Below are 16059 nucleotides of genomic sequence, written 5' to 3' on the forward strand. Positions count from 1 at the left end.
GAATATAGGGAAAGGCGGCCGAGAAGATCGCCTATGAATCATCACCCCAGGGGCGGCAGTGTCAGGTGAATACTATCTCTGTACATACTATTTCTATTTATACAGTTCGATTGGTATCCTCGTCGAAGAAATATAATTTTTATTACATAATTATTTTTCTTAACAAAGAAGACATGTATGCGTTTACATGCTCTCTCATTTGCATTGATCGTTTTGCGAGTAATGCGATTATATCGTTGTCGTCAAGGACGATTACGATGCCGCGATCATCATTCATTGTGTCCTTGCATCGAGCGACGCATGCGTCAATATTCCCTTTGTCGCGGCATACTAGCAGGCCAAAGCGTCCTCGTTTTGGACTAAACCGCCCAGTCAATTGATCAAATTCAGGGTTTCGCATGTCGCTTGCGTAATTCTTGCACTCAACGAAAATATATGGGCAGGGGATATTGTGAAGAGCGTGAAGCGACCTGAAAAAACCCCGGCGACAACTGTTGTCAAAAACTATGTCGACACGTTTTCTCCCTTCATGGATTTTTTCTTCCTTCGTAGGGTTCATTAAATCAGGTGAGAAAATCGCCTCCAAGGCTCCCATTATCACGGTGTGAAATTCATCAGCGTGCTCTCTGCCTTTCGGTACTGCTTGCAAGGCAGCGGAGATATCTTCATAGATAATTTGTTTCGGTTCATTCTGGAGAGACTCAATTCCTTCTGGAGCGACTGTGCAGTCTTTTGATTTTACCATTTTTTTATATTGTACAAGCGTTTCTGGCCTTTTTTCTGCAAATTTTGATATGTAGTCTTTGTTGAGGGGGTAAGCACTTTTGAGGTCTTTTTTGTATACAACGCGTTTCTCATTTTTCAACACCTTAACAAGACTCGAATTCGCAGTGAGATGCTCAGCCTGCAAAAAATTGAGCACAAATCCATTGTAGTACTGCCTGTGGTCAATAATACTCCTATATCGAACTGCATTTCTTGGAACTAATACAATTGTTGATCCATTATATATTGGAAGACTTGTGAATGTATTTGCCCATTCCGATCTTCCCATATTCCAGAAAAATCCAGAAGGAGCTTGTTGTAATTGTACTTTCCAGATCGTGCATTGGTTCTGGGTGTACTCAAGCAGCTTGCTTCTGATGATGTTGATGGTCATGTCCGATATTCTGTCGGAACCTACGCCTTCAATCATGAGTTCACAATCCGAGATGTCTGTGAGTTGTCCTGTTCGAGCAGCCCGACTGGTTAAAATTCTATCGTAAAGATCTGAAGCATATTTGGGGCCAAACCCTCTTCCACTCGGTTTCCCCTTGGAAAGTCCCAGTCGCGTATCGTTGGGCTCGCTTAGGTGCCCCAGCATTTCAATCGCACTCTCGTGGTCTCCAGTTCTGATTCTGGATAGCAGAAGAGAAAAGAAGTGAACCAGGAGGGCATTACACTCTTCGTACCATGGCCCTGGACAGATGCTTAACGCATATGGGTCAACAAATAGTGGTAGGTCGCCATCAAGCTCGACATCAACGAAATCGAGTTCCGCCTGTGAAAGCTCAAGCCTAAAATGTTCTGAAAATCTAGGGGACATGATGGCCTCTCAGCGGTAAAAATTAATATTTATTATACACCGCGTGCGCTAATAGTCAATTGATAGGCGTACATATTCCATTGGGTTGGATATTGGGCGGAAGCAAAACACACACCGCCTTGGATTCCCATTTGTGTCCAATTGTACCGGGCTGATATTCAGTCGCCTTGCGTATGCCAAATGAAAGGCCGGACCCGCAAGGGTCCGGCCTGTTCGTTTGGCGGTGGGAGCCGGGACGTTCCAGCTCTGGCGTTTGTCCTAGCCCAACAGTATCCGTCGCGCGGCTTCGTCGCCGGCGGTGGTGATGAAGGGGATGCCGGTCTCGCGCTCGGTTTCGCGGTTGGCCGAGGCGATGTCCTCGCGGCGGATGGCGGACACGTCGAACTTGCGCACTCCGGCCAGGAGTTGCTGGAGCCCGGCGGAGAGCTTGTCCATGAGCGTGACCATGGCCACGGCGCCGTAGGGGATGTTGGGCATTTCGTCCTTGCCCAGGCGCTCGCTCAGGCTGTGCCACGCGGCGAAGATTTCCTCGGGGGTGCGGCCGTGCTCGGCCACGGTGGCGGGCAGGCTGTCCCAGTTGCCGTGGATGGCTTCGCGGCGCTCGGGGTGCAGGGCGCCCTCGATGTTCGTGCCCAGGAAGCCCGGGATCATCATCGCCCGGCCCATGCAGATCATCTTCGCATAGGGCGCGCCCAGGGCCAGGGCCTTGAAGATGCCGGTTTCCTTGGCGATGCCCCCGGCGAAGCCGAGGTCCACCACGCGCTGGCCGCGCGAGGCCAGCAGGCTGGCGTACTCGTGGGCCTTGGCGTGCAGCAGCAGGCTGGGCACGCCCCAGTGCTCCATCATGTTCCAGGGGCTCATGCCCGTGCCGCCGCCCGAGCCGTCGATGGTCAGCAGGTCGAGCCCGGCCTCGCTGGCCAGACGGATGGCCATGGCCAGCCCCTCCATGCCGTAGGCGCCGGTCTTGAGGGTGATGCGCGCAAAGCCCAGCTCGCGCAGGTGGGCCACGCTGGCCAGGAAGGTTTCGCGGACCTGGGCGTACCCGTCCTGAGCGGTGTAGCCCAGGCGGCTGTGGCGCGCGAAGGAATGCACCGCGCCGGACTCGAAAGCCTCGCGCACGCCGGGGGCCTCGGGGTCGGGGTCCACGAGGTAGCCGCGCTTTTTCAGGAACAGGGCGTAGTCCAGGCTGTTGACTTCGATCTCGCCGCCGATGTTCTTGGCGCCCTGGCCCCATTTGAGCTCGATGATGATGCGGTCGCCGTATTTCCCGGCCAGATATTCGGCCACGCCGTTGCGAGCGTCCTCCACGTTGAGCTGGACGATGATGGCGCCCATGCCGTCGTGGTAGCGCAGGTAGGTTTCGATGCGCCGCTCCAGCTCGGGGGCGCTCTGGATGCGACCGCCCGTCAGGTCCGAGGCGCGGTCCACGCCGACCACGTTTTCGCCGATGACGATGGGGATGCCCGCCAGGGCGCAGCCCACGGCGAAGGAATTCCAGTATTTCGCGGCGATGAAGGTCGAACCCAGGGCGCCGGTCATCAGCGGCAGGCGGCAGTGGGTCTTGACGGTATTGCCGAAGGAAGTGCCCAGGCTCACGTCGGTGAACAGGCAGTCGCCGGAGCGGGCCTTGTCCTCGTGGCCGTTCATGCCCTGCGCGCCGTGGCAGGAGCCCTGGATGCGCAGGGCGTTGTACGACACGCCCACCGGGGCGGTGTTGCCGCTGCCCGCCGTGACCAAGCCGAAGTCGCGGGGGTAGAGGGTTTCCCGGCCCTTGAGGCTGGACAGCCAGGTTTCGCATTTGCCCTTGCAGTCGGCCCGGCACAGGGTGCACAGGCCGGATTCTATGGCGTTGCCACGGTTCGTGGTGCCAAGCACGTCGTTTTGCTTCGACCAATGGTTCATGCGGGAATCCTCTTGTGTGAAAAAAGTATTTACAAAACGGAGAAGAACTAGGCCAAAGCTTACATTTTTGCAAGCTTCGCGCGGGGTGCGGGGCACGCTGCGGGAAAAACGGGCAGGGAGAGGGGCAGGAATGACTGCGGGCGGGGCCGGGGCCGGGCTTGGAACCGTCAGGGGCATCCCCCACGGCGCGGCGGGAACGGGCTCGGTCGGTCTCGGCGCGCCACTACCCCTGGGGGCGCGGCCCTGCTGCCCGGCGGGCAGGGGCGGCAGACCCGGGGCGGCGAGGGCCGGGCATGGCGCGAGGACGTGGACAGCGGGAGGGGTGCCACGCGGCGGCGGTGACCGATTCACGTGGCGCGCGGCGCATGGCGGCGGACCGGGCTTGTGGCCGGTGCGGAGGGCAGCCCGGCACCGCTTCGGGCCGTCGCCGCGCGGGCGCCGGGCTACAGCGGCGTCTTGGATTTCATGATCGGCTTCTGGACCCCGACCCCGGCCAGGGTGTCCTTGAGCGTCCGGGTCTGCTCGGGGGTGCCCTGGAAGTGGACCAGCACGCGGTGCCAGGTGTTGCCCTGGGACTGGGCGGTCTCGATGCTCGTGGTCAGGCCCTTGGCCTGGAGGCGCGCGGCGAACTGACGGGCGTCGGCCGCGTCGCGCAGGGCCGCCGCCTGATAGACGTAAGCGAAGCGCTGGCCCGGAGCGTCTTGCATGGCGGGTGCGACGGGCGCGGGCGCCGCCTGGGCGGGGGCCGTGGCAGCGGGGGCCTGGGGTTTTGCCGTCGTCGTCGCAGCCGCCGCAGCCGCCGGGGCGGCGGGCGCCGGGCCCCTGGGGGCGGGGGCGACCTTGGCCGCAGGCGCGGCGGCCTCGCCGGGCTTGCGGTTCAGGGCGTCGTAGAAGTCCAGATCCTCGGCGCGCAGCACCTCGGGCGGCGCCGGGGCCGTGGCGTTGGCCTCGGCCTTGGGCATGATGCGCGCCAGCTCGGGCACGGCCTGCTCGGGCTTGTAGCCCCGGCCCACGAGCACCCCGAGCACGAAGGCCCAGGCCAGGGCGGCGGCGGCGATGACCACCGCCGAGGCCAGCCCTCCGGTGGAGAAGCTGAACGCGAAGCGCCGGGGCTGTCCGTCCCCGCCGTCCTTGGTCTTGCGTCTGGTGTTGGCGGCCATGTTCCTTGTCTCCGTTGCCTGCGTCCGCGCGCTACATGGACTGCGGCGCGCTGACGCCCAGCAGGCCCAGCCCGGCGTGGATGACTCCCGCCACGGCGGTGAGCAGCAAAAGCCGCGCGCGCTCCACCTCGGGCGCCTCGCCCAGGATGCGCGTGGAGTGATAGTAGCTGTGCAGCGCCCCGGCCAGGGTCATCAGGTAGTGGCTGACGTGGTGCGGGGCGAGGTTGGCCGCCGCCGCCGCCACCGTGTCGGGGAACTGCTCCACGAGCTTGGCCAGCCGCAGGTCCTCGGCGGCGGTGAGCGGCGCCAGGGCGGCCGCGTCGGCCGCCCCGGGGGCCACGCCGCGCTCGGCGGCCTTGCGCAGGATGGAATGGATGCGCGCGTGGGCGTACTGCACATAGTACACCGGGTTGTCCATGGACTGCTGCTTGACCAGTTCGAGGTCGAAATCCAGGGGGCTGTCGCTCTTGCGCGACAGGAACATGAAGCGCGCCGCGTCGGCGCCCACTTCATGCACCACATCGGCCAGGGTCTCGAACTCCCCGGCGCGGGTGGACATGGCCACCTGCTCCCCGCCGCGCAGCAGGTTCACAAGCTGCACCAGGATGACCTGGAGGTCGTCGGCCTCGCGGCCCAGGGCCTGCACGGCGGCCTTCATGCGCGGCACGTAGCCGTGATGGTCCGCGCCCCAGATGTCCACGACCATGTCGAAGCCGCGTTCGTATTTGTCGTGGTGGTAGGCGATGTCCGAGGCGAAGTAGGTCAGCAGGCCGTCGGACTTGCGCAGCACGCGGTCCTTGTCGTCGCCGTATTGGGTGGAGCGGAACCAGAAGGCGCCGTCCTGGTCGAAGGCCAGCCCGCGCGCGCGCAGGTGCTCGAAGGCGCTGTCCACCGCGCCGCGCTCCAGCAGGCTGCGCTCGGAGAACCAGACCTGATGCTCGACGCCGAACTCTTCGAGATCCTTGCGGATGCCCGCCAGGATGTCCGCCATGGCCTTTTCGCGGCAGGCGTCCACGGCCGCGTCTTCCCCGGCGGCCTCGAAGAACGGGCGGCCCTTTTCCTCCAGCAGCTCGCGGGCGATGCCGATGATGTAGTCGCCGCGATAATAGTCCTCGGGCTCGGGCACCTCGCGGCCCAGCAGGGCCTGCATGCGGTACCACACACTCTGGCCGAGGATGAGCATCTGCCGTCCGGCGTCGTTGATGTAATATTCGGTCTGCGTATCGTAGCCCGCCGCGCGCAGCACGCGGGCGAGGCTGTCGCCCACGGCGGCGCCGCGCCCGTGGCCGATGTGCAGCGGGCCGGTGGGGTTGGCGGACACGTATTCCACCTGCACGCGGCGGCCCCGGCCCGTGTCGGTGCGGCCGAAGGCCTCCCCGGCCGCCAGGGCCTGGGCCACGGTGGCCTGCCAGAAGGCCGGGGTGAAGGTCACGTTCAGGAAGCCGGGGCCGGCGATGTCCACCCGGGCCACGTCGGCGGAGCGGGCGGCGATGGCGTCGGCCAGGGCCTGGGCCAGCTCGCGCGGGGGGCGCCCGGCCTGCTTGGCCAGGACCATGGCCACGTTGGTCGCCAGGTCGCCGTGGCGTTCGTCCTTGGGCGGTTCGATGGTCAGCTTTTCGGGCAGGGTCAGGCCCATGTCCGTGACGCAGGCAAGCAGCAGGGAGTGCAGGGTGTCGTATGCGCGCATGGTGCGTTCGTGTCTCGTGGCGCCGCCGGGCGGCGCGGGGGCTTGGTTGGTTAGTCGGCGCCGGGCAGATCGTCCACGGCGGCCATGGTGTCCAGGCTGTGGCCGGTCCAGTCGGCGGGCAGGCCGCCCAGGTTCTGGCCGAGCATCTTGGTCAAAACGCCCTTGGGCCCGGGCTCGTGGAACGTGCGGGCGCCCATGGCGTACTGGTTGCGGTTGATTTCGATCCAGCGCACGGGGGAGGTCATCTGGCGGGCCATGGCGGCGGCGATGGCCTCGGGCCCGGTCTGGGCGTCGGCGGTGACGTTCAGGAACACCGGCGCCTTGGGGCGGCGCCAGTCGGCCTTGGCCAGACGCTTTTCCAACTCCCCGGCGGCCTCGGCGATGAGCGGGCTGTGGAACGCGCCGGACACGGGCAGGGGAATGGCCCGGCCCTTGCGCTCCCTGACCAGGGCGGCGGCGGCCTCCAGGGCCTGCTTGTGCCCCGAGAGCACGAACTGGCCCGGGGTGTTGTAGTTGGCCACCAGCAGCTCGCACCCCGTGGCCTCGCGGGCCTGGGCGGCGATGGCCTCGGCGTCGTCCTGGCCGAGCTTGAGCAGGGCGGTCATGCCCTGGTCGGCCCCGCCCGCCTCGGCCATGAGCGCCCCGCGCAGGGACACCAGCTCCAGCGCCTCTTCCACCGCAAGCGCTCCGGCGGCGGCCAGGGCCGGATATTCGCCCAGGCTGTGCCCGCCGAAGCAGTGGGCCGCCGTGCGTCCGGCGGCGTGCATCCACAGGGTCAGGGCGGCCACGGTCAGGGCCGGTTGCAGGGCGCGGGTGTCGGCCATGTCGTGGTCGTCGCCGCCCCAGTAGATTTCGCGCAGGGGCTGGCGGCTGATGTTCTCGGCCAGCGTCCAGTAGTACATGTAGCGGTCGTCGGCCTCGGCCAGGTCGCGGCCCATGTCCTTGACCTGCGAGCCCTGGCCGGGAAAATTCACGGCCACCAGCGGGGTGGTTGCGTTCATGGTCGTTCCTCCAGTATCAGAGCCGGGACGGCGCGATTTGGCCCGCCGCCGGATGTTCGCGGGCGCCACTTCGGCGTGTGCCCGGCGGGGTAGCCCGGCGCGGGGGGGCCTGTCAACCCTGCGGCGCGGCCCGGCCGCCCCGGCGGAACCGGCGGTGGCGCCGGGCCGCCCGGAGAGGCCCGCGCCCCCGCTGCGCCCGGTCCGCACTCTTATAAAGGAGAAAGCAGGGAATGCCCAGCCCCGGCGAAGTCGCCACCCTGGCCCGCGACCTGGGCCGCGAGCTTGCCGCGCCCCAGGCGGCGGCCCTGGCGGCCTATCTGACCGTGCTCATGCAGTGGAAGGATTCCGTGAACCTCGTCAGCGCGCGCGACTGGCCGGACGCCCTGGCCAACCTCGTGGCCGACTCCTGGCATCTGGCGGATTTTCTGGGCGGGCTGGGCCTGCCCGGGGCCCCGCGCTGCCTGGACCTGGGCGCGGGCGCCGGGCTGCCGGGGCTGCCCCTGCGCGCCTTTTGGGCCCCGGGGCGTTATCTGCTGGTGGAGCCGCGCCGCAAGCGCGTGGCCTTCATGCGCACGGCCCTTGGGCGCATGGGCCTCGCGGGGACCGAGGTCCGCGCCTGCCGCGCCGAGGAACTGCCCGGGGCGGACCTGCCTGCGGACCTGGTGCTCAGCCGGGCGTTCATGCCCTGGCGCGAGCTGCTGGATTTCGTGCGGCCCATGCTGGCCCCGGGCGGGGTGTGCGTGGTCATGGCCAACCAGGACGCCCCGGCCCCGGCGGACCTGCCCCCGGGCTGGGGCCTGCGCGCCCGGGCGGACTATCCCTCGGGCGCCGGGCGGCGCTATTTCTGGGCGCTGTCGTCCGAAAGCATCTCCATGTAGCCGTCCTTGAAGATCAGCCGCGTGGCCTGGGCATCGGCCAGTTCGGCCAGGTCCATGAGCCGTTCCAGGAATTCGAGGATTTCCAGGCGCCGGGTCTCGTCGCCGTTTTCGAATTCGAAGGCCATGTCGCCCGAGGTCATGAAGGCTTCGATTTTTTCCAGGTAGGCCAGATCGGTCAGTGCCATGGGATGCTCCTCGGGCCGCGCGGGGCGCGGGCTCAGGCGTGGTGGTAGGGCAGGCCCCGGGCGATGGCCAGGGCGCGGTAGACCTGCTCCAGCAGGATGACCCGGGCCAACTCGTGGGGGAAGGTCATGGGCGAAAGGGACAGCCGCTCGCGGCAGGCCGCCAGCACCTCGGGCGCCAGCCCGAAGGCCCCGCCGACGATGAAACACGGCGCACCGGCCGGGTCGTCGATCCAGCCCGTGAGCCGCTTGGCCAGGGCCGGGGAGGTCATGGTCCGCCCGCCCTCGTCCAGGGCGACGGGGTAGTCCTGCGGGCCGAGCTTTTCCAGGATCTTCGCGCCCTCCCAGGCCTTCTTGGCCTCGGGGGCCAGTTGCGCCGGGGCGTCGCGGACGACGACCTCCTCGCAGGGCACCAGCGGATGCACGCGCCCCAGGTACAGGGCGGCGGCGTCCTGCCACCAGCCCTTGCGCAGTTTGCCGACCCAGATGAAACGGATGCGCCGCACGCTGCCTCCCGGCCAGGATTTTCCCCCGCCGGTTGCCAAGCCGCGGGCCTTGGTTTACTTGTCAGGAAACGCCCGCCAGTGCAACCCGGTCCCCCCGGGGCCCCTGGCGGCGCAGGAGAAAAGGCACCGGAACCACGTTGCTCCGACGCACCGCATATCCCCGCCCTCCCGCACGGCGCGCCCCGGCGCGCCTGCTTTTGGCGCTCGCCCTGCTGCTTGCCCTGCTGGCGGCCCTGCCCGCCCCGCGCGCCCTGGCCGCCGACGGCGCCCTGGATCTGCGCAACCTCATCCTCGACAACCAGGCCGGAGACATCACCGTGCGCTTCGGCGTGGGCGTGCCCGAGTTGCACGGGCTGGAGGAGGAACTGGCCGCCGGAACCACCGTGGGCCTCAAATGCCGGGCCGTGGTCTATCGCCACAAGAGCCTGTGGACCGATACCAACGTGGCCGAAACCTCGTTCGTCAGCCCCCTGCGCAAGGATGCCCTGGCCAACGACTATATCCTGGAGATTCCCGGCGAGCCCCGGCCCCTGCGCGGCAAGGACCTGGGGGCCCTGCTGGCCAAGGGCTGGGGCGCCCTGGCCCTGGATCTCGGCCCATGGGAAAGCCTGCTGCCCGGCCACCAGTACCGCCTGCGCATGGAAATTTCCATGGACCGCCTGGAAGTGCCGGTCTGGATGCGCTACGTGGTCTTTTTTCTGTCCTTCGACCTCTATTCGCCCGTGAGCTACGAGCTCGACTTCAACTATTAGGCGGGCGCCGTGGAAACTTCCGAATCCATCAAGGTCAGCGTGAGCTCCGTGCGGGAGCGCAAGCGTCGCCAGCGCGAAATCATGCTGGCCCTCGCGCTGCTGCTCATCGTCGTGGTGCTGACCGGGGTGGAGCTGAAATACTTCGGCGAAATCAGCTCCCTGGCCTTCCTGGCGCTGTTCAACATCAACGTGATCCTGCTGTGCGTCGTGCTCTTCGTGGTCGTGCGCAACATGGTCAAGCTGGTGCTGGAGCGCCGCCGCCGGGTGCTCGGCTCCAAGCTGCGCACGCGGCTGGTCATCTCCTTTCTCACGCTGTCCATCGTGCCCACGGTGCTCATGTTCGGCCTGGGCGCCCTGTTCGTGCAGACTTCCGTGGACTTCTGGTTCAAGACCCAGGTGGAGGAGTCGTTGGAACAGGCCCTGGAGGTGGGCCAGGCCTTCTACGCCTCGTCGCAGGAGCGCCTGGAGCGCCGCGCCGGGCACGTGCTCGACAGCGCCCTGGCCGGACGCATGACCTGGGGCGGCAAGGCCATGGATACCTACCTGGGCGAAAAGCGCGCGGAGTACGACCTCGGGCTGCTGGGCCTGCTGGGGCCCGACCGCGCCGAGCGCTCCTGGCACGCCGAGGCCCCCTGGGCCGAGGTCTGGCCGGAGATCAGGGACCGCGTGGACTGGGACGGCCTGCGCGAGCGCCCGGAGTTCTGGTCGACCATCCGCCCCGGCCCGGGAGCGGACATGGTCGTGGGCGTGCTGCCCGTGGACGGCGGGGCCGAGGGCTTTCTCGTGCTCGGCGAAACCATCGGCCACGGCCTGCTCTACAAGCTGGACCACATCGTGCGCGGCGTCAGCGAGTACAAGCAGATACGGACCATGAAACACCAGTGGAAGCTCGCGCTGTACGTGCTGCTGGCCGTGGTCACGCTGCTCATCGTCATGGGCGCCATCTGGTTCGGCATGCGGCTGGCCAAGGAGCTTTCGGCCCCGGTGCAGGCCCTGGCCGAAGGCACCCAGCGCGTGGCCCGGGGCGATCTTTCCGTGCGCCTGGAGGACCAGTCCAGCGACGAACTGGGATTCCTGGTCCAAAGTTTCAACCAGATGGCCTGCGACCTGCAACAGAGCCGTGCCCGGCTGACCAAGGCCAACCTCCAGCTCAACCAGCAGAACCGTGAGCTGGAGCAGTGGGGTCGCTACATCGAGGCCCTGCTGGACAACATCACCGCCGGGGTCATCTCCCTGGACAGCGAAGGGCGCATCAGCACCGTGAACAAGGCCGCCGAGGACATGCTCGGCCTGGACGGCAAGGCCGTCCAGGGCCGCAGGCCGCTGGAGCTGCTGGGCGGCGAGTACCTGGGCATGCTGCGCGAGATCTTCGAGCAGTTCCTGGAAAGCCCGGGCTCGCAGTGGCAGCGCCAGGTGGACCTGACCCTGGGCAGCCGCGACATCAAGCTGCTCATCAACTGCGTGACCCTGCGCACCAGCGAGGGCAAGGACGCGGGCCTCGTGGCCGTGTTCGAGGACATCACCGAACTGGAAAAGATGCAGCGCGTGGCCGCCTGGCGCGAGGTCGCCCGGCGCATCGCCCACGAGATCAAGAACCCCCTGACGCCCATCAAGCTCTCGGCCCAGCGCATCGAGCGCAAGTTCGGCCCCGAGATCGAGGATCCCGTGTTCGTGCAGTGCACCGGGCTCATCGTGCGCCAGGTCGAGCACCTGCAACAGATGGTGGCCGAGTTTTCGGCCTTCGCCAAGCTGCCCGAGGCCAAGCTCTCCCTGGGGCGGCTGGCGCCGCTGCTCGAAGAGGTGGTCAGCACCTTCCAGAACAGCCACAGCGACATCGGCTGGACCCTGCACTGCCCCGAGGGCCTGCCGCCCATCAAGGTCGACCCTCAGGCCATGCGCCGGGTGTTCCTGAACATCCTGACCAACGCCGCCGAGGCCCTGAACGGGGAGCCCGACGGGCAGGTGGAGGTGGTGGTCAGCCATGACGGCGTGACGGGCTGGGTGCGCGTGGAGTTCCGCGACAACGGCCCGGGCCTGACTCAGGAGGAGCGTTCGCGGCTCTTCGAGCCCTATTTCTCGCGCAAGCGCGGGGGCACGGGCCTGGGGCTGACCATCGTGCGTTCCATCGTCAGCGACCACCACGGCTACGTGCGCGCCGTGCCCAACAAGCCCCGGGGCTCGGTGCTGGTGGTCGAGCTGCCCACGGCCTGAGCCTGCGCCCCCGGGCGGCGTCACGCCCGGCGGCCGCCGCCCTTCGGTTTCGCCTCGCTGCCCGCCCTTGGGTCCGTCCGCCGCCCCGCGGTCCGGAGCGTTTCCGGAAAACGCGGCGGGCCCGCATGTTTTTCTCTTTCGCCTTCCCTTGCCGGGTGTCTTTTTGTATGCTTCCCGATAGTGTAGAATCCTTTGGCGCCCGCCGGGCGGCGGGCCGGGAGGCAGCAATGCGCGTGGTCGTCACGGGGGGAACGGGCTTTATCGGCCGGGCGCTGGTCGGCGCGCTTTTGGCGCGTGGGGCCGGCGTGGGCGTGCCCGCGCGCGACCCCGCCCGGGCCCGGGCCCTGCTGGGCCCCGGCGTGGAAGTCGCCGCCTGGAACGGGCGCGACCCCGAGCCCCTGGCGCGGCTGCTTTCCGGCCCCGGACCGTGCGCGGTGGTCAACCTGGCGGGCGAAAACATCGCCGCCGGGCGCTGGACCCCGGCCCGCAAGGCGCGCATCCTGGACAGCCGCGTGCTGGCGGGCCGGGCCGTGGCCGAGGCCGCGGGCATGTCGGAGCGCCCGCCCGCGGTGGTCGTCCAGGCCAGCGCCGTGGGTTTCTATGGCCCCCAGGCCTCGCGCCGGGGCGACGTGCTCGGCGAGGGCCGCCCCTGCGGGCCGGGCTTCCTGGCCGAGGTCTGCCGCCAGTGGGAGGCCTCCAGCGAGCTGGTGGAGGGCCTGGGCACGCGCCGCGCCGTGGCCCGCCTCGGGGTGGTGCTCGGGCCGGGCGGCGGGCTGCTGGCGCGGCTGGTGCCGCCGTTCCGGTTCTTTTTGGGCGGGCCTGCGGGCGGCGGGGAGCAGTGGCTGTCCTGGATCCACCGCGACGATGCGGTCGGCGCCGTGCTGTGGCTGCTCGACAACGCCACCGCCCACGGAGTCTACAATTTTTGCGCCCCGAAGGCCGTGACCATGGCCGCGTTCTGCCGGGAACTGGGCCGGGCCCTGGGGCGCCCGTCGTGGCTGCCGGTGCCCGCGGCGGCGCTTGCGCTGCTGCTGGGGGCCGAAATGGCCCGCGAAACCGTCCTGGCCAGCCAGCGCGCCGCCCCCTTGCGCCTGGACGCCGAAGGCTACCGCTTCATCCGGCCCGATCTCGGGCAGGCCCTGGCCGCCTGCCTGGACGGGCACGCAGAACCGCCGGGTGGGAGGACTGTCTCCTCGTGACCGCCAAGCCGACCATTCTCGTCGTCGAGGACGAAACCATCGTGGCCATGGACATCCGCCACCGCCTGAGCAACCTGGGCTATGCGGTGGCCGACGTGGTGCCCTCGGGCGAACAGGCCGTGGACGCCGCCCAGCGCCTGCGCCCCGACGTGGTGCTCATGGACATCATGCTCGCCGGGGCCATGGACGGCGTGCAGGCCGCCGGGGCCATCGCTCAAAATTGCGACATCCCGGTGATCTTCGTCACGGCCTATGCCGACGAGGAGACCCTGCAACGCGCCAAGGCGACCCAGCCCTTCGGTTACGTCATCAAGCCCTTCAACGACCGCGAGGTGTACACGGCCATCGAGATGGCCCACTACAAGCACTCCACCGAACGCCTCCGCCGCAAGGAGCGCCGCTGGCTGGAAGCCACGCTGGACAGCGTGGGCGAGGGCATCGTTGCCACCGACGCCACGGGCCGCGTGAACTACCTGAACGCCATGGCCGGGCGGTTGCTGGGCCTGGGGCTGGACCAGGCGCGCCACCGGCCCCTGGAGCGCGTTTTTCCGCTGCGCGGCGAGGACGGCCAGCCCGTGGACCTGCTGCCCGGGGCCCTGGGGTCCGAATGCCCCCTGCGCGCCGAGGGGCTGGTGCTGCGCGGGCCCGCAGGGGAGATTCCCGTGGATCTGACGGCTTGCGCCGTTCCGGGGGAAAACGGCGAGGGCCGGGGGGTGGTCATGGCCTTCCGCGACGTGTCCGGCCGCCGCGAGACCATGGCCCGCCTGCGCAGCACCGTGGAGCGCCTGCGCCAGACCGTGGACGCCACGGTGCAGGCGCTGGTGCTGACCTCCGAGAAGCGCGACCCCTACACCGCCGGGCACCAGCAGCGCGTGGCGCGGCTGGCCGTGGCCCTGGCCGCGCGCCTGGGCATGGACGGCCAGCGCCTGGAAGGCGTGCGCGTGGCCGGGCTGCTGCACGATCTGGGCAAGATTTATATCCCCGCCGAAATCCTTTCCAAGCCCGCACGGCTGACGCCCATGGAGTTCGGGCTCATGCAGACCCACCCCGGGGTGGGCTACGAGATTCTGAGCGGCGTGCCCTTCCCCTGGCCCATTGCGGACTTCGTGGTCCAGCACCACGAGCGCCTGGACGGCACGGGCTACCCCAACGGCCTGGCGGGCGAGGCCATCAGCCTGGAGGCGCGCATCCTGGCCGTGGCCGACGTGGTGGAGGCCATGAGTTCCCACCGGCCCTACCGCGCGGCCCTGGGCCTGGAGGTGGCCCTGGACGAGGTGCGCAAGGGCCGGGGCACGCGCTACGACGAAACCGTGGTCGACGCCTGCCTGGAGCTGTTCGCCGCCGGGAGCTTTTCCTTCGAGGGCTAGAGCCCGGGGGCTGGCCGCCGCGCGGGCCTGTGCCCGCGGCCCGGTGCCCGGCCTTGCCCTGCCGGGCTTTTTGCGGGTATGCACAGGGGGCCGGGCCGTGGTGGCCCGGGCAACCGCAAGCCGGGGGAGAGCAGGGTGCAGGCCAGGATTCTCGTAGTCGACGACGAACAGGACATCCGCTTTTCGCTGCGCGGCATTCTCGAGGACGAGGGCCACGAGGTCCACGAGGCCGAAAGCGGCGAGCTGGCCCTGCGCCTCGTGGGCGAGCGCGCGCCCGACCTCGTGCTCCTGGACATCTGGCTCACGGGCATCGACGGGCTGGAAGTGCTGGACACCCTGCGCACCCGGATGCCCGACCTGCCGGTGATAATGATCTCCGGCCATGGCAACATCGAAACCGCCGTGGCGGCCATCAAGAAGGGCGCCTTCGACTTCATCGAGAAGCCCCTGTCCCTGGAAAAGGTCATCCTGTGCGTGAACAAGGCGCTGGAATTCAACACCATCCAGCGCGAGAACCAGGAATTGCGCCTGCGCCTGGGCTCGGAGCAGATCAGCACCCTGACCGGGCGCTCGGCGGCGGTGCTGGCCCTGCGCCAGCACATCGCCCAGGTCGCGCCCACCGAGGCCTGGGTGCTCATCACCGGCGAAAACGGCACGGGCAAGGAAATCGTGGCCCGGATGATCCACTCCCAGTCGCGGCGCGGGGCGCGGCCCATGGTGGCCGTGAACTGCGCGGCCATCCCCGAGGAACTCATCGAAAGCGAGCTGTTCGGCCACGAGAAGGGCGCCTTCACCGGGGCCGAAACCGCGCGCTCCGGGCGCTTCGAGCAGGCCGACGGGGGCACGCTGTTCCTGGACGAAATCGGCGACATGAGCCTGAAGACCCAGGCCAAGATTCTGCGCATTCTCCAGGAGCAGAAGTTCGAGCACGTCGGCGGACGGCGGACCGTCACCGTGGACGTGCGCGTCATCGCCGCCACGAACAAGGACCTGATGGAGGAAATCCGCGAGGGGCGCTTCCGCGAGGACCTCTACTACCGGCTGAAGGTCTTCCCGCTGGTGGTGCCGCCCCTGCGCGAGCGCGCGCAGGACATCCCTCTGCTCATCGAGGACTTCCTCGAACGCCTGACGCGCCTGCAGGGCTTCCGGCCCCTGAGCTTCACCGAGGACGCCCTGCGGGTGCTGTGCACCTACCCCTGGCCGGGCAACGTGCGCGAGCTCAAGAACTTCGTGGAGCGCATGCTCATCCTCTACGCGGGCAGCGAGGTCGGCCCCGAGGACCTGCCTTCCGAAATCCTGGCCGCCCCCGCCATGGCCGCCCCGGGCGCCCCGCCGCGCGACCTGCCCATCCCCTCCGGCGCGGTGGACTTCAAGGCCGCGCGCCAGGAGTTCGAGGCCGAATTCCTGCGCCGCAAGCTGGAGGAGTTCGAGGGCAGCGTCAGCCGCCTGGCCGAATCCATCGGCCTGGAACGCACCTATCTCTACCGCAAACTCAAGGCCTACGGCATCCAGACGGGGTGAGGGCCACGCCGGGCAACATTGCCCGGCATTGGGGGGCTTCCGGAAAGCGGGGCAGGCCGTGGGCGATTCCTGCGCTCCGGCGCCCTGCGCTTTGGGCTTTTCCGGGTG

Annotated in this window: 13 protein-coding genes; 6 read left to right on the forward strand and 7 right to left on the reverse strand. The window is 67.7% G+C overall.

Annotation, left to right across the window (positions count from 1 at the left end; genetic code table 11):
- Positions 1–142 precede the first annotated feature (142 nt).
- The 5 genes from ACZ5KV_RS14075 to ACZ5KV_RS14095 all read right to left on the reverse strand — a co-directional run bounded on the left by ACZ5KV_RS14075 (position 143) and on the right by ACZ5KV_RS14095 (position 7335).
- Entirely contained in the window at positions 143–1585 is a 1443-nt protein-coding gene (locus ACZ5KV_RS14075; RefSeq protein ID WP_464239921.1) for a hypothetical protein, read from the reverse strand.
- 258 nt (positions 1586–1843) lie between these two features.
- Positions 1844–3487 (reverse strand): glutamate synthase-related protein, encoded by a 1644-nt coding sequence (locus tag ACZ5KV_RS14080; RefSeq protein WP_464239922.1) that lies wholly within the window; start codon positions 3485–3487, stop codon positions 1844–1846.
- A gap of 443 nt (positions 3488–3930) precedes the next feature.
- Positions 3931–4647: an SPOR domain-containing protein gene (locus ACZ5KV_RS14085; RefSeq protein WP_464239923.1), complete on the reverse strand. Its 717-nt coding sequence runs from the start codon at positions 4645–4647 to the stop codon at positions 3931–3933.
- 31 nt (positions 4648–4678) lie between these two features.
- Positions 4679–6334, reverse strand: a complete 1656-nt coding sequence (gene argS, locus ACZ5KV_RS14090) for an arginine--tRNA ligase (RefSeq protein WP_464239924.1) — start codon at positions 6332–6334, stop codon at positions 4679–4681.
- A 50-nt stretch (positions 6335–6384) separates the two neighbouring features.
- A complete protein-coding gene (locus tag ACZ5KV_RS14095; RefSeq protein WP_464239925.1) occupies positions 6385–7335 on the reverse strand; it encodes an ACP S-malonyltransferase in 951 nt (316 codons plus the stop codon).
- A 230-nt stretch (positions 7336–7565) separates the two neighbouring features.
- Here ACZ5KV_RS14095 and ACZ5KV_RS14100 point away from each other — a divergent pair, with 230 nt between their 5' ends.
- A complete protein-coding gene (locus ACZ5KV_RS14100) occupies positions 7566–8213 on the forward strand; it encodes a 16S rRNA (guanine(527)-N(7))-methyltransferase RsmG (protein ID WP_464239926.1) in 648 nt (215 codons plus the stop codon).
- Here ACZ5KV_RS14100 and ACZ5KV_RS14105 read toward each other — a convergent pair.
- Both ACZ5KV_RS14105 and ACZ5KV_RS14110 read right to left on the reverse strand, forming a co-directional pair.
- Entirely contained in the window at positions 8174–8398 is a 225-nt protein-coding gene (locus ACZ5KV_RS14105) for a hypothetical protein (RefSeq protein WP_464239927.1), read from the reverse strand. The genes ACZ5KV_RS14100 and ACZ5KV_RS14105 overlap by 40 nt on opposite strands.
- 32 nt (positions 8399–8430) lie before the next feature.
- Positions 8431–8901 (reverse strand): 23S rRNA (pseudouridine(1915)-N(3))-methyltransferase RlmH, encoded by a 471-nt coding sequence (locus tag ACZ5KV_RS14110; protein WP_464239928.1) that lies wholly within the window; start codon positions 8899–8901, stop codon positions 8431–8433.
- A 197-nt stretch (positions 8902–9098) separates the two neighbouring features.
- Between ACZ5KV_RS14110 and ACZ5KV_RS14115 the strand changes: the two genes are divergently transcribed.
- From ACZ5KV_RS14115 to ACZ5KV_RS14135, 5 genes are all read left to right on the forward strand, one after another.
- The gene (locus tag ACZ5KV_RS14115; RefSeq protein ID WP_464239929.1) at positions 9099–9653 is read left to right on the forward strand and encodes a DUF4390 domain-containing protein; all 555 of its coding nucleotides are present in this window, start codon (positions 9099–9101) and stop codon (positions 9651–9653) included.
- A gap of 9 nt (positions 9654–9662) precedes the next feature.
- Entirely contained in the window at positions 9663–11864 is a 2202-nt protein-coding gene (locus tag ACZ5KV_RS14120) for a sensor histidine kinase (RefSeq protein ID WP_464239930.1), read from the forward strand.
- 227 nt (positions 11865–12091) lie between these two features.
- Positions 12092–13063, forward strand: a complete 972-nt coding sequence (locus ACZ5KV_RS14125; RefSeq protein ID WP_464239931.1) for a TIGR01777 family oxidoreductase — start codon at positions 12092–12094, stop codon at positions 13061–13063.
- The gene (locus ACZ5KV_RS14130; protein WP_464239932.1) at positions 13060–14430 is read left to right on the forward strand and encodes an HD domain-containing phosphohydrolase; all 1371 of its coding nucleotides are present in this window, start codon (positions 13060–13062) and stop codon (positions 14428–14430) included. The genes ACZ5KV_RS14125 and ACZ5KV_RS14130 overlap by 4 nt, the downstream gene beginning before the upstream one ends.
- A gap of 135 nt (positions 14431–14565) precedes the next feature.
- Positions 14566–15951: a sigma-54-dependent transcriptional regulator gene (locus tag ACZ5KV_RS14135; RefSeq protein WP_464239933.1), complete on the forward strand. Its 1386-nt coding sequence runs from the start codon at positions 14566–14568 to the stop codon at positions 15949–15951.
- Positions 15952–16059: the final 108 nt, after the last annotated feature.

This window comes from Desulfocurvus thunnarius, from assembly GCF_055390965.1.